The following is a 20238-nucleotide window of genomic DNA, read 5'->3' as shown; positions in this document are numbered from 1 at the left end:
GTGTGATGGGTGTTGCTTTGAAGTCGGCTGTCATGGCCGGTATTTTCTTGGGTTCGCTGGCCATAGCCTCAGCGCAGACACAGGCTCCTGCGCCAGCCCCACAGCCTTCGCCACAGCAGCGGATGCGCGAACTGATGGAGTTCACGAAGGCACACTACTCCAAGCACGAGTACCGCATTGCGATGCGTGACGGGGTGAAGCTCTATACCGTCGTCTATACGCCGGTTGCGGGGCAGTTCAGCGATGCGGGGCCGTATCCGTTCATGATGTCGCGTACGCCGTATAGCTGCGGTAACTATGGCAACGATGTGGTTCAGCCCCGCGTGACAAACAACGCCACACTGTTGAAGAGCGGTTATATCCTCGTCTGCCAGGATGTGCGCGGGCGGTGGGAGAGCGAAGGCAAGTGGGTTGAGATGACCCCGTCGAAGGACGGCAAGGGAATCGATGAGTCCACGGATATGTATGACACGGTCGAGTGGCTGCTGAAGAATATTCCTGCCAATAACGGCAATGTCGGCATCCAGGGCATCAGCTATCCGGGGTTCTATACGGCGGCGAGCATCGTGGACAGCCATCCGGCGATCAAAGCGGCGAGTCCCCAGGCGCCGATCATCGATCTCTGGATGGGAGACGATGCCTATCATGGTGGGGCGTTCATGCTGGATGGCAACCACTCGTTCTATGCGCCGTTCTTCGCTCCGCAGAAGAACCCTCTGAAGGTTGAGCCGAAGAACGACTTCGACTTCGGGACGAAGGACATGTATGCCTACTACCTGGGCATGCAGACGCTTGCAAACCTGGATACGCCGAAGGGCGGGACGAACGAATACTTCCACGATCAGATCGTGCACACGACCTACGATAGCTATTGGCAGGAGCGTAATCTCGCGCCGCATATGCACGGGGTGAAGACTGCCGTAATGGCTGTGGGTGGTTGGTTCGATGCGGAAGACCTGTCGGGACCGGTGAAGGTCTTTCATGCGATCGACAAGCTGAGTCCTGAAGCTGCCGCGAATACGCTGGTGGAGGGACCGTGGGTGCATGGTGGATGGGCGCGTGGGCCGGGTTCTTCGCTGGGAGATATCGACTTCGGTTCGGAGGCGGGGACGTTCTATCGCGAGAACATTGAGGCTCCGTTCTTTGCGCACTATCTGAAGAACGCAGACTGGACGCCGCTACCCAAGGCCTATGTGTTCGAGACCGGAAGCAATGTCTGGAAGAAGTACGATGCCTGGCCGCCGAAGCAGGCTGTGGCGAAGACGATCTACTTCCAGCCTAATGGCGGGCTGGCCTGGACCGAGCCGCAGGAGCGCGACAGCAAGGACGAGTATGTGAGCGATCCGGCGCATCCGGTGCCGTTTACCGAGTACACGACGGACGACATTCCGCAGCGTTACATGGACGACGATCAGCGCTTTGCCGCGCGGCGTCCTGACGTGCTGGTGTACGAGACCGAGCCTCTGACGGAGGATGTGACCGTTGCAGGCCCGGTGAAGCCGAAGCTGAAGATTGCTTCAACGGGCACAGACTCGGACTTTGTCGTGAAGCTGATCGATGTATATCCGAACGACTACAAGGATGCCAGTGAGGACGAGGCCGAGGGCAAGCATGTGACGGCTGCTCCTCCGGTGTTCCTGCAGGGCTACGAGATGATGATACGCGGCGAGCCGATGCGCTCCAAGTTCCGGAACTCGTGGGAGAAGCCCGAGCCGCTGGCTCCGGGCAAGGTGACGGAGGTCGAATTCACCATGCAGGACGTGAATCACACGTTCCTGAAGGGGCACCGCATCATGGTGCAGGTGCAGAGCTCGTGGTTCCCGCTGGTAGACCGCAATCCGCAGACGTTCGAGGATATCTTCACGGCTAAGCCGGAGGATTTCAAGAAGGCTACCGAGACGGTGTTTCACCAGGTGGATGCGGCGAGTGGGGTGGAGTTGATGGTGTTGCCGAAGTAGTGGCTTACAGAGCGATTCTTCTATAAGTGTTCCAAAACTGTCATCTCGACCGAAGGCGGCAAAATATGCCGCCTTCGGTCGAGATGACAGTTTTTAAAAGGGTCTATAGAAAAGTTGTTCTCGTCCAGCGTGACGCTGTTCTAAAGTCTCCTGACATAACGCTGTCAGCCAGATGCTTGTATCGTTTTGGGAATACAGCCTGGATAAGCCGCTGTTTATAGGAGAGAAAATGCCCGCTTATGTTGTCATTACGCGTGAAAAGACTCGGAATCAGGCTCAGTTGGATCAGTACAAAGAACTGGCACCGGCCAGTTTTAAAGATCATCCAGTTGTTTTCCGCGCTCGACATGGCCGTCAGGAGGTCCTGGAGGGGGCTGCATCCGAGAACATCCTCATCCTGGAGTTTCCCAGCTACGAAGAAGCGCAGGCCTGGTATCAGAGCCAGGAGTATCAGGAAGCCAGCAAACATCGGTTCCAGGGTGGAGACTACCGCATCATCCTTACGGAGGGTATCAGCGCATCGTAGTTTGTTCCCTATCGATCATGCTTTGTCGAACGGATGCTCCAGGCTGGGGCTTTGGGGAGTGAATAACTGTGCTCCGTTCTCGGTGATGAACATGTCGTCTTCGAGGCGAACGCCGAACTTGCCGGGGAGATAGATGCCCGGCTCGTCGGAGAAGACCATGTTGGCGGCGAGCTTCTGGGTGTTGCCGCCGACGAGGTAGGGCCACTCGTGCATGTCGAGCCCGATGCCGTGGCCGACGCGGTGCGTGAAGAAGTCGTAGCCGGGGCCATAGTTGGCGTCGGTGATGACCTTGCGGGCGGCGGCGTCGACGGACTGGGCTTCGACGCCGGGCCGGGCTGCGGCCAGCGCCGCGGATTGTGCGCGGTGGACGATATCGAAGACGGTGCGCTGCAGGTCGGTCGGCGTGCCGTAGACGAAGCTGCGTGAGATGTCCGAGGTGTAGCCGTCGACGGTGCAGCCGTCGTCGATGAGTACGATCTCATGCTCGCGGATGATCTGCGGCGTTCCGGTGCCGTGCGGCACGGCGGAGTTGGGGCCTGTTTGGCAGGAGGCGTCGCCCTGCACGCCGCAGCGTTCGTAGGCCTTGGCGATGAGTGCGGAGAAGTGGTCGTTGGTGTCGCCCGGGGCGCACGAGAGATAGACGGCCTTGTAGACGTCGAAGGTGATCTGGTTCGCCAGGCGGAGCAGGGAGAGCTCGACCTGTGATTTGAGCGAGCGGCAGCCTGATGTGACCGGTGTCGCGGAGACGATCTTCAGAGCGGGGCAGGCGTGGGCGATGGCGCTTGAGAAGGCGAACTGCGTGTGTTCTTCCAGACCGAGGGTTCCTGTAGTGATGGAGCTCTCCGCTAAGGCGTGCTGCAGGGTGGCGTACGGGTCCTGATTTTCCTGCCAGAGGTAGCTGAGCGTCGTATCGTGCTCCGGGAAGTGCTTCTGCGCCTCATTGAGGCGGTCGCGTTCCAGGTGCGGGCAGATGACGAAGGGCGCGGCGGCCTGGGGGATGACGTAGGCGAAGAGCCGTTCCGACTGTCCCCAGCGGATTCCGGTGAAGTACTGCATGGAGGCCCCGGTGGTGATCAGGATGGCGTCCAGGCCGTTCTGCTTCATCAGGTCGCGGGCGCGGTCCAGGCGCGCGTTGCGCTCGTTGACGGTGATGGGGGAGATGTCTTTGCGGCGGTCGGTGAGCGCGAGGATGGGCGCGGGGAGGGATGGCTCGGAAGGCTGGGTTGCGGGTTTCTGCTCGGCGTGGAGGGCGAGTGTAGGTGCTGTGGCTGCGGCGGTGAGGAGAAAGCGGCGGCGAGAGAGCATGGTGGAATTGTAGGTGGAATTTGTGGGGCGGGGCTATATCGCTGCTGTTGTCTTTGCTTTTGCCTTTCTGGTTGTCATTCCGAGCGGAGCGAGCGAACCTGCTTTCTCCCATTTTTCGGTAGTAGTGCCGGAAATGTTATGGGGCAGCATACGTTTTAGTTTTTGCTCTATACGTTCCGGGTAGTACGAACAAAGAACGGGAGGAAGCGGGTTCACTCGCTGCGCTCGGAATGACAAGCCAGAAAGGCAAAAGCAACGGCAAAAGCAAAAGCAAAAGCAAAAGCAGATTCCCTGCGGGAATGACAACCAGAAAGGCAAAGGCAAAAGCGGAGGCAGAAGGTTAGGCAACGGCGAGAGCAAAGGCGTCCTCAAAAGTGAGGGCGGCGGCAAAGTAGTCGCAGGGATGCTCGCAGGTTCGGGCAAGCTCTAAGATGGATGTTAGGTTTGGCTTGATTCGAGAAGGTGGCGGAGACGAGATGACGACGAAGGTAGCGTTAGAGCAGCATGTGGCGGCCGGAAGCCCGGAGTTGCGAGAGGTGTTCGGTGGTGTTGCGGCGGCTGCGCGCGAGATTGCGAAGCAGATTCGGCTGGCGGGCCTGAGCGACGCGCTGGGAGCGTATGGCGCGGTGAATGTACAGGGGGAACAGCAGCAGAAGCTGGATGTCTTCGCGAACGACGTCATGATCAAGTGGCTAGGTCAGGCGGCGAGTGTAGCAGCCTGCGTGAGTGAAGAGGACGAAGCGCCCGTCGTCTTTGCGAACGCCGGAGCGAAGTACATCGTGATCTTCGATCCGCTGGATGGGTCGTCGAATATCGACGTGAATGTGAACGTCGGCACGATCTTCAGTGTGCAGGAGTTGCAGGGCGGCGACCTGGATGCGTCCATTCTGCAGCAGGGAACGAAGCAGGTGGCGGCGGGCTATGTCGTCTATGGCCCTTCGACGGTGATGGTGATGACTACCGGGACGGGCGTGGCTGCGTTCACACTAGACGATAACGGCGAGTTTATTCGCAGCAACGATGCGATGCAGATGCCGGAGCAGGGACCGTACTATTCGACGAATGAAGCGAATGCCGCGAGTTGGCCTGAGGCGTATCGCGAGTACCTGGCGATGCTGTTGCGCGGCGATCTGAATGGCAAGACTTATAGCTCGCGCTATATCGGCAGCCTGGTAGCGGACTTTCATCGGACTTTGCTCAAGGGGGGAGTGTTCCTGTATCCGCCGACAGATAAGGCTCCGAAGGGCAAGCTGCGGTTGCTGTATGAGGCGAACCCTCTGGCGATGCTTGCCGAGCAGGCGAACGGCGCGGCTGTGAATGGGCCGGAGAGAATCATGGAGCTGCAGCCGGAGCAGATCCACCAGCGCACTGCACTGATCGTCGGCAGCAAGCGCGAGGTCGAGGCCTTACAGAAGGCCGTGCTGGAGGCTCGTTAGTGGCTGGTTCTGTAGGGGAGAGGCTTTATTACGACTCGCCGGCGCTGGAGTTCACGGCGACGGTGGCGGATATTCGTCTGGACTCGCACGAGAAGAACGAAGCAGGCGAGAAGCAGCAGCTTTGGCAGGTGGCGCTCGATCGTACGGCTTTTTATCCCGAAGGCGGCGGCCAGCCGTGGGATACCGGCGTGCTCGTCGCCGTCTCGCGCAGCGGAGCGACGCTGGAGGTTGCGGTCGAACGTGTTGAAGAGGACGAGGCGGGCGAGGTGTGGCACTATGTCCGCAAGCCGCTAGTCGAAGGCACGGAGATTACGGGCCGCGTCGATGCCGCGAGGCGCATGGACCATGTGCAGCAGCACTCGGGGCAGCATCTACTGTCGGCGGCGTTCCTGAGCGAGCTGGAGGCGAAGACGGTTTCGTTTCACCTGGGCGCGGAGACTTCGAGTATCGACCTTGTGCTGCGTGAAGGCTCGGAGCGGCTGTCTGAGGACGAGTTGCAGCGGGTAGAGACTGCGGCGAATCGGTTGGTCTTTGCGGATCGTGTGCTGACGCCTCGGTGGGTTTCGCGGGGTGAGGCAGAGGAGATGTACGAGCGTGGCGACCTGCGCAAGCTTCCGGAGCGCGAGGGGCCGATGCGGATCGTCGAGATGCAGGGCGTGGAGTTCAACGCCTGCGGCGGAACGCATGTGGCGTCGACCGGAGCTATTGGCGGGGTGATGCTGCGGCGGGTCGAGAAGGTTCGCCAGGGCTGGCGGGTGGAGTTCGTCTGCGGCCTGCGTGCGGTCCAGGCAGCACGTAAGGACTTTGGTCTGTTGGCCGAGGTGGCGGGTTCGCTGAGCGTTGGCGCGGGAGATGTGCCGGGGCGTGTGGCCTCGCTGCTGGAAGATGCGAAGGCTGCGGCGAAGGAGCGGCGAGGGCTCATTGAAGAGCTTGCCCGGGCCGAGGCCGTGGCGCTGGTGGCGGAGGCTGTGGAGGGCTCGGCGGTGCGCGCGGTGTTTGTGGGCAAGGAGATGGAGTTCGCGAAGCAGGTTGCTGCCAAGGTGGCTGGTTTCGGCCGTATGGCGGTTGTGGGCGCGACGAATGGGCCGGAGGGCTCGATTGCGATGGCACGGCCTGTGGGGTTGCTGACCGACTGTGGCAAGGTCCTTCGCGAGGTGCTGAGTGCCGCAGGAGCTCGCGGCGGGGGCTCAGCGGACCGTGCGCAGGGGGTATGCCGTGCGGAGCAGGTGGAGGCTTTGCTGGGGCAATTGGTCGAGGCTATTGCGGGTTGAGCAGTAAACCTGGGGCGGGTTTTCTTTACGAGCGGCGAGTTTGCGAGTTGCGAGATGCGAGAGAGCTGTGCATTGCTGGGGCCGGGAGACGTTTAGGCTGGAAGAGTGAGCCTGTTTTGCGATGTCGCGTTGCCGGTACCCCTGGACCGGGCCTTTACCTATGAGCTGAGAGAGCTTGAGGCAGAGGTTGGCGCTCGTGTACTGGTGCCGTTTGGCGGGCAGCAACTGATCGGCGTCGTGGTGGGAGTGCATGACGTGCGTCCTGGGCCGGAGGTCGAGGTCAAGGCCGTTGCGTGCGTGCTGGATGAAGCGGCGCTGCTTTCGGATGAGTTGATGCAGCTTGGCAAGTGGATCGCCCAGTACTACTGTGCGCCGCTGGGCGATGTGCTGCGCGGCATGCTGCCGCTGACGGCGGAGGTGCGGCGGCAGTGGGTCTATCGCATCGGCGAACAGGGCAGGCGCGTGCAATATGAGGGCGCGGCGAAGGGTTCGTCGCGGCGTTCGAAGCTGAGCGTCGAAGATCAGAATCGCGAATACGCGGTGCTGAACTACCTGGAATCGGGAGAGACGTCCAAGATCTCGGCGATTCGCAGTGCGACCGGGGCAAACAAGGCTCTGCTCGATGCGATGGCGAAGAAGCGCTGGCTGGTGCGCGAGCCGCTTGCCGAGGTGCGCGATGCGCGGCGGCTGGAGACGGTTGCGGTGCTTGAAGAGCAGGGATCAGGAATTAGGGAACAGGGATTAGAGAGCGATGCGGCGGCGGGGAAGCGGTTGCCGAAGCTGAATGAGAATCAGCTTGCGGTGATGGCGGAGCTGGCGGGTTGCGGGGGGCGTGAGCTGGTGCGCGAGCTGCGCGCGCGGCTTGGGGCGCGGGGTGTTCCTGACTCGACGCTGGCGACGCTGGTGAAGCGTGGGTTGGTGCGGCTGGAAGAAACCGCCCAGGCGTTTCATGTGAGCGGACTGGGAAATGGCGGCAAGAAGTTTGCGCATGAACACGCGTTGAACGAGGCGCAGACCGAGGCGCTGGGTACGCTGGTCGCGGCGATGGAGAAGGGTGGATTTCGTCCGCACCTGCTGTATGGGATTACCGGCTCGGGCAAGACGGCGGTGTATGTCGCTGCGATGCAGCGCGCGTTGGCGGCGGGGAAGAGCGCGCTGCTGCTGGTGCCGGAGATCGGACTGACGCCGGGCATTGCGGCTCAGATGGTCGCTGCGTTTGCGGGTGAGGTGGCGCTGCTGCACTCGCAGCTTACGCCGGATGAGCGCGCCGAGCAGTGGCATCGCATACGCCGTGGAGAGGCTCGGGTGGTGGTCGGCACGCGTTCGGCGGTGTTTGCGCCGATGCCCGATTTGGGGCTGATCCTCGTCGATGAAGAGCATGACGGCAGTTACAAACAGGAGGAGACTCCGCGCTATCACGGGCGCGACGTTGCGGTGATGCGGGCGAAGCTGCTGGGCTGCACGGTGGTGCTGGGCTCGGCGACGCCTTCGCTGGAGAGCTGGAACAACGCCGAGCGCGGACGCTATGCCAGGGTCGAGATGCGCGAGCGGGTGCAATCGCGGCCCCTGCCTGCGGTCGAGATGATCGACATGCGCGAGGAGTTTCGCGAGACCGGGCAGGAGCAGATGTTTTCGCGCAAACTGCTCGTCGAGACACAGGCCACGCTCGATCGTGGCGAGCAGGCGATTATTCTCCTCAACCGGCGTGGATACAGCTTCGTGGTGATGTGCCGAAGCTGCGGCGAGAAGATCGAGTGTGAGAACTGCGCAATCTCGCTGACGTACCACAAGCCCGGCAACGAGCAGGATCTCAACGGCGAGGCCCGCGTGGGGCAGCGGTTGGAGTGCCATTACTGCGGCTACAAGCGCGGTGTCCCGAAGGCCTGTCCGAAGTGCGCGAGCGAGCATCTGTACTACCTTGGCGCGGGGTCGCAGCAGGGCGAGGAGCGGCTGCAGGAGCTGTTTCCGGGGGCGCGTATCGGCCGCATGGATCGCGATACGGTGCGTACGCGCGGAGACATGGAACGGCTGCTGTCGCGCCTGCATTCGGGCGAGATCAACCTGCTGGTGGGCACGCAGATGATCGCGAAGGGGCATGATATTCACGGTGTGACGCTGGTGGGCGTCGTCGGCGCGGACTTTGCGCTGGGGCTGCCGGACTTTCGCGCTGCGGAGCGCGTCTTCCAACTCATCACGCAGGTGAGCGGGCGGGCGGGACGCGGCGACCTGCCGGGCAAGGTGCTGGTGCAGACCTACCAGCCCGACCACTATGTGAACAAGTTCGCGCGAGAGCATGATTACACCGGCTTCGCAGCGCGGGAGATGTACTTTCGCCGGGGAATGCGGTATCCGCCGTTCAGCGTGCTGGCAAACGTGATCGTGCAGAGCGAGCACCTGGAAGAGGTGCTGGACTGGTCGTCGCGATTGGGGCGGTGGTTCGAGCAGCGAAAGCTGGCTGGTGTGCGCGTGCTGGGGCCGGCGGCGGCGCCGTTATCGCGGCTGAAACGGATCTATCGCTATCACTTGATCCTCAAGGCTGACCGCCGGGATGTGTTGGGACCTGCGTTGCGGGAGATGCTGGCAGTGATGGATCGCGAGGAGATTCCACGGCGGTCCGTAGTGGTGGACGTCGATGCGATGCACCTGATGTAGTTCGCTCCCTGCAAAACGCAGACGTTCTAATCCAATAGGTGGAGTTCTTTTCCGGGCTTGAAGCGGACGGCTTTGCCGGGGGTGATCGTGACTTCGGCGCCGGTGCGCGGGTTGCGGCCTACCCCGGTCTTGCGGGGTTTTACGGTAAATACGCCAAAACCGCGCAATTCAATGCGATCGCTGTTCCCAAGGGCGTTCTTCATCGCCTCGAAGATTGCGTCTACAGCCGCTTCCGCCTTGGTACGCGGAAGACCTGTGCGTTCTACTACGCGCTGGATGAGGTCTTGCTTGATCAAGCAGGGTCGCCTTTCTTTTTCCCGAACACAGCAGTGAAAACGGTTTCACAGTTACCAGTTACATCGACTGTGGAACCGCTCAAGGGCGCCGTGCGCGGTTCCGATGTACGCCCGTCTCCGATGGTAGAAAGGGCTATTTCGATTGTCAACGCCGCATAGAAGTTTGCTATGACACGGTTTCCTTGCAGAGATGAGGCCGGCTGAGGATAGGATGCCTTTTTTCCTCAGGAAAGATGGCGGAGGAAGATTTATCTGGAGTACATGCAGAGGCGAAATGCTCTAGGCTCAATGCAACAGGATAGAAAAGGCCAGACTAGCATCTGTGGCGGGTCTGTGCATTTCAGGCGGCATCAAGGAGCACGATGGCAATCAAGAGCGATAAGTGGATTCGCCGGCAGGCGAACGAGAACAAGATGATCGAACCGTTCAGCGAGAAACAGGTACGCGACGGCGTGATCTCCTATGGACTGTCTTCGTACGGCTACGATCTGCGCGTTTCGGACGAATTCAAGATCTTTACCAATGTAAACAGCGCGATCATCGACCCGAAGAACTTCGACGAGCGTTCTTTTGTCTCGGTGCAGGCTCCGAGCGTGATCGTTCCGCCGAACTCGTTCGCGCTGGCGAAATCGATCGAGTACTTCCGCATTCCGCGCGATGTGCTGACGATCTGCGTGGGCAAGAGCACGTATGCGCGCTGCGGCATCATCGTGAACGTAACGCCGTTCGAGCCGGAGTGGGAGGGCTTTGTGACCCTCGAGATCTCGAACACGACGCCTCTGCCGGCAAAGATCTACGCCAACGAGGGCTTGTGCCAGATCCTGTTCTTCCAGAGTGATGAGGCCTGTGAGGTCAGCTATGGCGATCGCAACGGCAAGTATCAGCGGCAGCAGGGAATTGTGTTGCCCAAGCTCTAGGTTGGAGATCGATGTGCTTCTGGCGTTTGTTTATGTCCCTCACCACAGAGACGTCATCCTGAGCGGAGCGTCCCAAAAGGCCGGGACGCTCCGCTCAGGATGACGTTTCTGTGGGGATGTGAACAAAATATGTGGCTAAGTCGCTGTCCTCGATTCGCCAGACACTACCTAAAACCCGATTCTTACCAGCATCCCATTTCGTGGCCTGAAGATGATTGTCTCCCTTACCCTCCGGCTCGCGGCTCATCAGGTTAGCCGAAAACAGCGAGATCCTCCGGTTGATACACTGGAAGGCTAGGCCTCCTTGCGGCAAATACAGCCGCGCGGCCCGAAGACGGGTTTTTGTATGAGCGAGTATTTAAGCAGGATCAAATCTCCGGCCGATGTGAAGCGGCTGGGGATGGTAGAGCTGGAACGGCTGGCGGAAGAGATTCGCGAGCGGTTGATCATCGGCGTCGCCAAGACCGGTGGACACATCGGCCCGAATCTCGGTGTTGTCGAACTGACGATCGCGATGCACTATGTGTTCGATACGCCGAGGGACAGCTTTGTCTTCGATGTCAGCCACCAGAGTTATGTTCACAAGCTGTTGACAGGCCGCGAGGACCGCTTTGAGACGATCCGTCAGCCGGAGGGTTTGAACGGTTTCATGCTGCGGACGGAGAGCGAGCATGACGCGTTTGGCGCGGGGCATGCCGGAACGGCCCTGAGTGCGGCGCTCGGCATGGCCGTGGCGCGGGATATGAGCGGTGGCAGCGAGCATGTCGTGGCACTGGCGGGCGATGCGGCGTTTACGAACGGCATTAGCTTCGAAGCCTTGAACAATATGGCCGCGCAGACCAAGCGGCTGATCATCGTTCTGAATGACAACGAGTGGTCGATCGACAAGAATGTCGGGGCCATCGCCGAGTACTTCCACAAGATTGCGACGAACCCCACCTACGTCAATATCCATGACCGTGCGGCGGGGCTGGTCGAGAAGTTTGGAGGCAAGGCGGCGCTGCACATCGCGCGCAAGGCCGAAGAGGCTGCCAAGGGTATCGTCGGACGCGGCATGATCTTCGAGGAGTTCGGGCTGAGCTACTACGGCCCGCTGGACGGCCACAACCTGCCGCTGCTGATCGAGACTTTCAAGTTCCTCAAGCAGCAGAACAAGCCCGTCGTGCTGCATGCGCTCACCCAGAAGGGGCGCGGCTTCCAGCCGGCGCTCGAAAAGCAGAAGAAGTTTCATGGTCTGGGGCCCTATGACCCGGAGACCGGCGAGACCAAAGCGGCGGCTCAGAAGACCTACTCGGAGATCTTTGCCGAGACCCTGACCAGGCTCGCGGATATGGACGACAAGGTCGTCGCGATCACGGCGGCGATGCCTAACGGCACGGCGCTCGACCTGTTTCGGCCACACCATCCGAAGCGTTACTTCGATGTCGGCATCGCCGAAGAGCATGCGGTACTGTTTGCGGCGGGCATGGCGACCAAGGGGTATCGTCCGTTCTGTGCTATCTACTCGACGTTCCTGCAGCGTGCCTTCGACCAGATCGTGCATGACGTGGCGCTGCAGAACCTGCCGGTTGTCTTCTGCATGGATCGCGGCGGGTTGAGCGGCGACGACGGCCCGACGCATCATGGCCTGTTCGATATCAGCTACCTGCGTGGCGTGCCGAACATCATCCACATGGATCCGAAGGATGAGGACGAGCTGCAGGACATGATGTTTACGGCGCTCTACCACCAGGGTCCGAGTGCGATCCGCTATCCTCGCGGAACCGGGCCGGGCGTGGCCTTGAAGGCCCATCCGGTGGTACTGGAGATCGGCAAGGCCGAGGTCCTGCAGGACGGCAGCGATATTGCGATCTTTGCCCTGGGGGCGATGGTCGCCGAGGCCGAGCGGCTGGCGAAGCTGCTCGAGGCGGAAGGGCAGAGCGTGGCCGTGGTGAATGCGCGTTTTGCCAAGCCGGTCGATGGCGAGTGTATCGGAAGATACGCAAAGCGCTGCGGACTGGTCGTCACGATGGAAGACCATGTTCTGGCCGGTGGCTTTGGCTCGGCGGTGCTGGAGAGCCTGAACGCCCAGGCGATCGAGGTTCCGGTCGTGCGGGTGGGCTGGCCGGATGAGTTCATTGAGCACGGAAAACCCGAGGCCCTGCATGCGAAGTATGGCCTGACGGCGGAGGCCGCGCTGGAGCGTGTGCGTCCGTTGTTGAAGAGGCCGGTCGGGGTTTAGAACAAGCAACAGCAGAAGTTTTAATGCAGAGGGCGCGGAGGTTTCGCGGAGGTCGCTAGGGGTGGTTGCGGCCTCTGCGAAACCTCCGCGCCTCTGCGTTAATAAGGCTTTCAGTTTTTTAATCCCAAAGGGGCGTGATATCCCAGCCCAGGGTGGAGGCATCGTAGCGAGCGTTTTTGGGCTCGCTGCGATGCCGGAACCCTGGGTCAAGTGGTAACGGAGATAGAGCGCTGTAAGCGCGATATATCGTGCAGCCACGATAGGTCGCCCCTACAGGGCTCTACCTTCTCTGGGTTCGTAACCCAGGGTAGAGGCGACACGGCGAGCAAAAGCGCTCGCCAGCCGCCTCTACCCTGGGCTGGGATATCACGCCCCTTTGGGGCTGGCATTCACTCGTGTCCTAAAAGCAGTTGGATGACACGCCAAAAATCGCACAGAAATTTTGATATACGACTTGCGCAGTCCGAGATGTAAGGTAAGCTAATTGATATCGGACTGATGCAGTCGGTATTCGTCGGAGCTTGAGGGAGCTTCCAGGGGAAATGTCGGCTTTTAGGAGTAGTTGAGGTGTCTGCGGCAACGCCGGAGAGTCTCTGTGGCGTGATGAGTTTTAGCAGCAAACGATAGGGCGTGTGACTTGAGGACCATGCCACAACGGGGCGACGGGGGGCGCGTGAGGGCGAGCCGGCCGCTAACAATCAAAGGGAAGATCAACGTGAAGAAGCTTGCAAAGAATGGAATGACCCGCAGTACGAAGGCAAAACTGGTCACATTGGCGGCGGCAATGGCGTATGCCGCGTCAGGAAGCTCGAATGCGACGGCGCAACAGGTGGTGGCAGAGGCGGCGAAAGATCCGACCCCGGCCCAGTTGCCGGTACGGCGCTTCCATATTGTCGAGGGCACGCTCGACGCTGCGCTGGAAGCCTACCGCATGCAGAGCGGCATTGCGGTCAAGCTGGAGATTCCCCAGGAGCAGCTCGTAGGCATCAAGACCTCGGGCGTGAGCGGTCTCTATGCCAATGACTCGGCGCTTCGCCAGTTGCTTGCGGGTACCGGCTTGAGCTTCCGGTTCGAGGGTGCGGACACGGTATCGATCGGATTGCGGCACTCGGATTCGGTGGACGTGGCGGCGGGGATGGCCGATTCGGTGGCGATGGGTAAGTTCACGGAGTCTCTGCTGGATACCCCGCAGACGGTGTCTGTCGTACCCCAGTTCGTGCTGAAGGACCAGCAGAACCGTACGCTGATGGACGCGGTGCGCAATGTGCCGGGCATCAGTCTCGCGGCGGGCGAGAGCGGAGCGCAGGGCGACAACCTGACGATCCGTGGATTCACGGCGCGCAACGACATCTTCCTGGACGGCATTCGCGACTTCGGCAGCTACTACCGTGACAGCTTCAACTTCGATCAGGTCGAGGTGCTGGAAGGACCCGCAGGCGTGCAGTTTGGGCGCGGATCGACGGGCGGCGTTATCAACGAGGAGAGCAAGGTCCCGGCTACGGACAAGTTCGTGAACGTGCAGACCCAGTTCGGTACAGACCTGACGCGGCGCGTCTCGGCCGATATCAACGAGCCTCTGCCGGACCTCTCGGAGGGCTCGGCGTTTCGCCTGAACGTGATGGGCACGGATGGCGGCGTTGCAGGGCGTCCGTATGCGGAGAACCGCCGCTTCGGCATTGCGCCCTCGATCAGCTTCGGGCTGAATTCTCCGTCGCGGTTGACGATCAGCTACTTCCACTTCACCGAGAGCGACACGCCGGACTATGGCCTGCCGTGGCTCTTCAGCCAGCTTGCCCCGGGCGTGAACCGGCACTCGTACTTTGGCTTCCCGGATGCGAACTTCCTGCGTACGAGCGACGACATCCTCACGCTGAAGGCGAATCACTCGTTCTCGCAGAACGTCGACCTGCATACGATCGCGCGCTGGGCGAACTATCCCCGCGACGTGCAGATTACCGAGCCGCAGCTCTGCTCGAATGCGGGCGTCAGCACACCTGTTGGAGGCTATGTCTCGGCACTGCCGACCAGCGCGTATAACTCCGCGAAGACGTGCACCTATACGCTTGCCACGCCTGCCTCGCAGGAACTGGTGAACCGCAACCAACTGCAGATCAAGAGTGTGGAAGGCGATCTGTGGGACCAGACCGAGGTTACGGCGCGGTTCAAGGTCGCGGGCGTTCGCAGCAACTTTGTAGGCGGTGTCGAGGGTGGGCAGGAGATCTCCAACCCGATCAGGACGAGCTACACCGAGAACAAGATCAACTCGGTGACTCCGACCAACCTGGCGCATCCGAATCCTCAGGATGTGTTCTCGGGGATTGGGTATACCTCTTCGATCACGCATTTGAAGTCGGAGAGCGTCGGCGTGTACTTTGTCGACACGCTGAAGCTGGGACGCTTTATTGAGGCCAGCGGCGGAGTTCGCTGGGATCTCTTCGACACGGTGTTCAACCTGTATGCTCCTCCGCTCCCGGGCAATGCAACCGGTGGCACGTTGACGGCGGCCATTGCTCCGATCGAGCAGAAGGTGACGCAGCCTACCTATCGTGCGGCCTTTGTCTTCAAGCCGAATACACATGGTTCGGTGTACTTCGATTACGGAACCAGCTTCAATCCTTCGGCGGAGTCGTTGAGCCTGAGTGTGTCGACGAAGCTGCTGCTGCCGGAAGAGAACGAGAGCTACGAGGTGGGCGCGAAGTACAGCCTGCTGCGCGAACGGTTGAAGGTCGAGGGAGCCTGGTTCCGCACGGAGAAGGACAATGCGCGCGAGACCGATCCGACCAACTCGAACAATGTGGTGTCCGCCGGTAACCAGCTCGTGAAGGGGGTACAGGCCAGCGCCGTCGGGCAGCTTGGCGGCGGAACGGACCTGGTGTTCGGCTATGCGTACCTCTCCAGCCACGTGATCTACTCGCAGGTCTTCCCGACCTCGGTGGGCTTCCAACTGGCGAACGTGCCGAAGCAGACGTTCAACTTCTTCCTGACGCACAACCTGCCGTTCAAGTTGAGCGCCGGTTTTGGCGGCAACTATGTTGCGAGCCGTACGGCGAGTTCGACCGTGCCGTATGTTCCGACCAGCTTTGGACCGGCAGAGACGTTTACCGCGGGAAGCGCTCCGTGCGCTACGAGCGCGACTCCAACGGTGACGACTTGCTACCAGGTGCTCTCGACGGCGATGAAGCAGGTGCCGGGGTACTGGGTCTTCAATGCGATGGTCAAGCGGCCTATTAGCGATCACCTGGAGTTGCAGGCCAATGTCTATAACCTGGCGAACCGGTTCTATATCGACCAGCCGCATCCGAGCCACTTGATTCCGGGCGCGGGGTTGAGTGCGCTGATTGGGGCGAGCTTCAGGTTCTAGGCGGGAAGGGGCGTTCGCCTTTGTTTTTCTTGCTTGTCATTCCCGCAGGGAATCTGCTTTCTCCCGTTCTTCGCTCGTACCACCCAAAACGTTCGCGCTAGTACGAGCAAAAAACGGGAGGAAGCAGGTTCGCTCGCTGCGCTCGGAATGACAAGCCAGAAAGGCAAGAGCAACGACAGAAGCAGAAGCAGATTCCCTGCGGGAATGACAAGCAAGAAAAACAAGAGCAGAAACAGAGGTGAGGTAGAACATGCTCATCACAATTGAGAAGGTGCTCACGGCGGAGCAGGTTGCAGTGGCCACGCAGAAGCTGGCCACTGCCGAATGGGTCGATGGCCGCGTCACTGCGGGCTATCAGGCCCAGGAGGTCAAGCGCAACGCGCAGATACCGGAGAACTCGCCGGTGGCGAAGGAGCTTGGCGAGATGATTCTTGCGGGGCTGGCGCGTTCGCCGCGGTTCATGTCGGCGGCGCTGCCGCTGCGGGTGTTTCCGCCGATGTTCAACAGCTATGCCGGGGGACAGACCTTCGGCACGCATGTCGATACCGCGATCCGCCAGTTTGCGACGACCGGCCAGCGTATCCGCACCGACCTGAGCGCGACATTGTTTCTTACGCCGCCCGAGGAGTACGACGGCGGTGAGCTCATCGTGGAAGACAGCTATGGCGAAAAGAGCGTGAAGCTCGCGGCCGGAGACATGGTGCTGTACCCGGCCACGAGCCTGCACCGGGTTGAGCCGGTAACCCGGGGCAACCGCATCAGCTCGTTCTTCTGGATGCAGAGCATGATCCGGCAGGACGCCCATCGCACGCTGCTCTTCGACCTCGACGAGTCAATCCAGCGGCTTGCACGCTCCCCTCACGCCGCTACTCCAGAGGTGAAGCAGAGTTCGGTGCAGTTGACCGGGGTGTATCACAACCTGCTGCGGCAGTGGGCCGAAATGTAAAGAGGCAGGAAACAGCCAACAGGAAAGACAAGTTTGAGCTTCGGCACAGCAGGATCGTGCCGGGGAGTGCCCACGTCACCCTCATGGCGTGGGCACTTTGCTTTGCCCTCTCTGTGCCCGGGAAGATACGGTGCCGTTGACAAAGGGCTGGCAGGCTCGTCAACTGAAAGCGGATATGCAGGAAATTCTTTCGAACCCGAACTCGGCTAGTGCAAATGGCAGACAAGCTACAGGGCAGGCCCTGCACCCTCATGGCAAGCGCGAACGCGGGCTGTTGCTGGTGGGCCTCTTCAAGCTGAGCAAGGCGATCTTCTTTACCGCGCTGGGTGCGGGAGCGCTGCACCTGGTGCATCGCAACATCGGCGACCTGGTGATGCGGATCGTCGATGCGCTGCCGGTCGATCCCGAGGGGCGGCTGGTTTCGCTGCTGATGGACAAAGCGGACCTGATCGATACCCGGCATCTGCGCCAGGCTGGCGTGCTCTCTTGCCTCTATGCAGTGGTTTGCGTGGTCGAAGGCACGGGATTGATGCTGGAAAAGACCTGGGCGGAGTACTTCACGACCTTTCTGACGGCTGCGGCCCTGCCTTGGGAGATCTATGAGCTCTTTGCACACTTCTCCGGGTTCAGGGTGGGGTTGCTGCTCGTCAATCTCGGCGTGTTGGGCTATCTGCTCTGGTTTTTGAAGAGGAAACGGCTGGAAGAAGAAGCGGCTGGGCGAGATCAGGTGCCATCTCATCCCTGACCCCTGTGATTTACACCTAGGATTTGGCTCGGGCGAAGGACTTTCGCCTTAATTTCGCCTACCTTAGAAGCCTTTGGAAAGGCAAGTAAGTCCGGCGATACGAATCACAGGGGTCAACACAACCTGTAGTAGTTAACACTTTGATTCCCACAATAGGCTGGATTTTCCACATTTCGCGTGGAAAAAGTCCACTCCAATCACAATTTAGTGCTTTACAGAGGGCCTGTTAAGCGAGAGTCTGGTGGAGCGAAGTGGTCTGAAGTGGTCAAAAAAGGTGAATCAAGACCGAATTCATCTATGCAAGTGTACCCGGGGCCGGCTTCTCGAGTTGTAAGGGAAGGTATCGCCTGAGGTTCAGAGTATGTTTCGCGGAAATCACCCAACACGAGTGGACGAGAAGGGCCGGCTGAAGCTTCCTGCCGACTTCAAGAGCCTGCTCCCGGTTGGGGAGGATGAGAAACAGCTCTTTTACATCACCAGCAAAGACGGGAAGCGGGCTGAGATCTGGCCGCTGAAGGCGTGGGAAGAGGTCGAGGCCAAGCTGGCCAAGATTCCGAATATGAACCCGGCCAAGCAAAAGTTTCTGGACGTGACGAGCTACTACGGCCAGATGGCAGAGATGGACAATCAGGGCCGGCTGTTGGTTCCGCAGTTGTTGCGGGAGTCGGCGAAGGTATTGGCGGATGTAGTGGTCTTCGGGAAGCAGGATTATCTCGAAGTCGCGAACCGCGAGATGTTTGAGGCAGAGCTGAAGGCAGCTCCGCTGACGGCAGAAGACCAGGCAGCGTTAGCTGACCTGGGGCTGTAAATGGTTTTGAGTCCCTCAGTGGGACGCATGGATGGCGGAACGATGGAAAGACCGCAACATGTGCCGGTTCTTTTGGAAGAAAGTCTGAAGTACCTGAAAGTACGGCCCGGCGGCGTCTACGTTGACGCAACGCTGGGGCTCGGAGGCCACTCGGCAGCGATTGCGAGGCAGCTTGGCGGGGCGGGGAAGCTCATATGCTTCGACCGCGACCCGGAGGCGATGGCCAAGGCGCAGGCAAGGCTCGCAGCGGTGGCTGAGGAGTTAGGACCTGAAATGCCGCAAGTGCGATATGTGCCACGAGCGTTCTCGGAGATTGACGAAGAAGTTGAGCCGAACAGCCTGGATGGCTTACTGGCCGACTTCGGCGTAAGCAGCCTGCAGCTGGATGAGGCGCATAGAGGATTTAGTTTTCGGACCGATGGACCGCTGGACATGCGAATGGATTCGCGCAGCGAGTTGACGGCCCAACAGGTGGTAAATCAGGCGGACGAAGAAGATCTCGCCAACTTGATTTACGAATTCGGAGAGGAAAGGAGGTCGCGGAGAATCGCCAGAGCCATTGTGCGGGCGCGGCCGATAGAAACGACAGCGGAACTCGCTCGAGTGATATCGGCCGTCACCCCATCAATGAAAGGCGACAAGATACACCCCGCAACACGAACCTTCCAGGCCTTACGAATTCGAGTGAATGATGAAATCGGCCAGATTCAATCGCTGCTGCATAGCGCGGAGTCTCTGCTGAAGCCCGGAGGACGGGTGGTGTTGATCAGCTTCCACTCGCTGGAAGACAGGCCGGTGAAAGACGCCTTTCGTGAAGGAGCGAAGGCGGGCAGGCTGGAGATTTTGACGAAGAAACCGGTTGTGGCCGGTGAGCAGGAATCGCTCCGGAATCCACGATCGCGCAGCGCGAAGTTGCGAGCTGCGGAAAAGGTTTTAGGAGTGGCAAGTGGTAAGTGGAAAGTGACAAGTAAGTAAGCTGGTTTGCTACTTGTCACCTACCACTCCTCACTTATCACTCGTTTTAGAGATCGGGCCGGGGTTGTCCTGCCGTGCTTTCAGGCGAAAGACAACCAGTAACAAAAAATCCCTTCCTCCCATCAGCAACCCCGGCCCGGGTTGCACTCGTGAAGACGAGGCGAGATGAAGGGTGTGGGCAAAAAGTTTTGATGGAACGGCCTGGGGGCCGTGTAAGGGTTGACGGAGGCAGACGATGGCGACAATGGCGATGGCAGGGCAGGAGATGGAGCGGATGCACACACGGCGTTCGGCGGGAAGCCGCGCGGCGGGCCGGACGAATCTGGCCGAGCGCAACCGCGAGCTCTATGAGCTGCAGCGGCCGCGTCGTCGTGGGCCGACACCGGAGATGTTCTTCACCAAGCACATCGACAACAGCCGCATCGTGAAGGCTGACGATCCCGAGCGCCGCCGCGAGATGCGCAGCTTCACCATCGTGATGACGCTGTTCTTCGCATTGACGATGGTCTATGTCTGGCAGCACTTCTCGGCGATCGAGGTGGGCTACAGGGTAGAGGCGCAGAAGACGCAGGTAGAGCAGATGCGCGAGACCAACCGCCAGCTTCGTCTGACAGAGGCGCAGCTGAGTGATCCCGGCCGTATCGATCGCATTGCGAAGCAGCTTGGGCTGGACGCTCCTTCGCCCGGACAGGTCGTTCGCCCCGATGGATCGAGTGTTTCGGCTCCGGTGCTGGCGCAGGCGCATATCCCGGCGTTGAGCGTGAACTAACGAATCTGCAAGTGATAAGTGGCAAGTGGTAAGTGACAAGGGATGCCACTTA

15 protein-coding genes are annotated in these 20238 nt (G+C 60.2%); 13 read left to right on the top strand and 2 right to left on the bottom strand.

The window, feature by feature from the left end; translation table 11 throughout:
- The first annotated feature begins 5 nt into the window (after positions 1 to 5).
- Both ACIX8_RS19250 and ACIX8_RS19245 read left to right on the top strand, forming a co-directional pair.
- The gene (locus ACIX8_RS19250; RefSeq protein ID WP_014267054.1) at positions 6 to 1958 is read left to right on the top strand and encodes a CocE/NonD family hydrolase; all 1953 of its coding nucleotides are present in this window, start codon (positions 6 to 8) and stop codon (positions 1956 to 1958) included.
- 229 nt (positions 1959 to 2187) lie between these two features.
- On the top strand, positions 2188 to 2484 hold the full coding sequence (locus ACIX8_RS19245; protein ID WP_014267053.1) for a DUF1330 domain-containing protein: 297 nt from the start codon (positions 2188 to 2190) through the stop codon (positions 2482 to 2484).
- 15 nt (positions 2485 to 2499) lie between these two features.
- Here the strand turns inward: ACIX8_RS19245 and ACIX8_RS19240 are convergent, their stop codons facing one another.
- Complete coding sequence (locus ACIX8_RS19240; protein WP_014267052.1) at positions 2500 to 3789, bottom strand: M24 family metallopeptidase; 1290 nt, start codon at positions 3787 to 3789, stop codon at positions 2500 to 2502.
- Positions 3790 to 4265: 476 nt separating this feature from the next.
- Between ACIX8_RS19240 and fbp the strand changes: the two genes are divergently transcribed.
- The 3 genes from fbp (at position 4266) to priA (ending at position 9148) form a co-directional block, all read left to right on the top strand.
- Positions 4266 to 5225, top strand: a complete 960-nt coding sequence (fbp, locus tag ACIX8_RS19235; protein WP_014267051.1) for a class 1 fructose-bisphosphatase — start codon at positions 4266 to 4268, stop codon at positions 5223 to 5225.
- Positions 5225 to 6496, top strand: a complete 1272-nt coding sequence (locus ACIX8_RS19230) for a serine-tRNA(Ala) deacylase AlaX (protein ID WP_014267050.1) — start codon at positions 5225 to 5227, stop codon at positions 6494 to 6496. The genes fbp and ACIX8_RS19230 overlap by 1 nt, the downstream gene beginning before the upstream one ends.
- 105 nt (positions 6497 to 6601) lie before the next feature.
- Complete coding sequence (priA, locus tag ACIX8_RS19225; protein ID WP_014267049.1) at positions 6602 to 9148, top strand: replication restart helicase PriA; 2547 nt, start codon at positions 6602 to 6604, stop codon at positions 9146 to 9148.
- A gap of 26 nt (positions 9149 to 9174) precedes the next feature.
- On the opposite strand, the gene ACIX8_RS19220 is transcribed toward priA, so the two are convergent.
- A complete protein-coding gene (locus ACIX8_RS19220) occupies positions 9175 to 9444 on the bottom strand; it encodes an HU family DNA-binding protein (RefSeq protein ID WP_014267048.1) in 270 nt (89 codons plus the stop codon).
- 362 nt (positions 9445 to 9806) lie between these two features.
- Here ACIX8_RS19220 and dcd point away from each other — a divergent pair, with 362 nt between their 5' ends.
- From dcd to ACIX8_RS19180, 8 genes are all read left to right on the top strand, one after another.
- Positions 9807 to 10361: a dCTP deaminase gene (gene dcd, locus ACIX8_RS19215; RefSeq protein ID WP_014267047.1), complete on the top strand. Its 555-nt coding sequence runs from the start codon at positions 9807 to 9809 to the stop codon at positions 10359 to 10361.
- Between the two features lie 346 nt (positions 10362 to 10707).
- Positions 10708 to 12582 carry a 1-deoxy-D-xylulose-5-phosphate synthase gene (gene dxs / locus ACIX8_RS19210; protein ID WP_014267046.1) on the top strand — a complete coding sequence of 625 codons (1875 nt, stop codon included), beginning with the start codon at positions 10708 to 10710 and terminating at the stop codon, positions 12580 to 12582.
- Between the two features lie 715 nt (positions 12583 to 13297).
- Entirely contained in the window at positions 13298 to 15943 is a 2646-nt protein-coding gene (locus ACIX8_RS19205) for a TonB-dependent siderophore receptor (RefSeq protein WP_223295388.1), read from the top strand.
- Between the two features lie 250 nt (positions 15944 to 16193).
- Positions 16194 to 16889, top strand: coding sequence for a Fe2+-dependent dioxygenase (locus tag ACIX8_RS19200; protein ID WP_014267044.1), 696 nt, complete (start codon positions 16194 to 16196; stop codon positions 16887 to 16889).
- 130 nt (positions 16890 to 17019) lie between these two features.
- A complete protein-coding gene (locus ACIX8_RS19195) occupies positions 17020 to 17634 on the top strand; it encodes a DUF2127 domain-containing protein (RefSeq protein ID WP_014267043.1) in 615 nt (204 codons plus the stop codon).
- Positions 17635 to 17995: 361 nt separating this feature from the next.
- Entirely contained in the window at positions 17996 to 18442 is a 447-nt protein-coding gene (locus ACIX8_RS19190; RefSeq protein ID WP_014267042.1) for a division/cell wall cluster transcriptional repressor MraZ, read from the top strand.
- Between the two features lie 42 nt (positions 18443 to 18484).
- Positions 18485 to 19417: a 16S rRNA (cytosine(1402)-N(4))-methyltransferase RsmH gene (rsmH, locus tag ACIX8_RS19185; protein ID WP_044179142.1), complete on the top strand. Its 933-nt coding sequence runs from the start codon at positions 18485 to 18487 to the stop codon at positions 19415 to 19417.
- A gap of 235 nt (positions 19418 to 19652) precedes the next feature.
- Positions 19653 to 20186, top strand: coding sequence for an FtsB/FtsL family cell division protein (locus ACIX8_RS19180; RefSeq protein ID WP_014267040.1), 534 nt, complete (start codon positions 19653 to 19655; stop codon positions 20184 to 20186).
- Positions 20187 to 20238: the final 52 nt, after the last annotated feature.

This window comes from Granulicella mallensis MP5ACTX8 (assembly GCF_000178955.2).
GTDB lineage: Bacteria > Acidobacteriota > Terriglobia > Terriglobales > Acidobacteriaceae > Granulicella > Granulicella mallensis.
The sequence above is the reverse complement of the archived record's forward strand: the minus strand, read 5'-3'. Positions and strand labels throughout refer to the sequence as shown.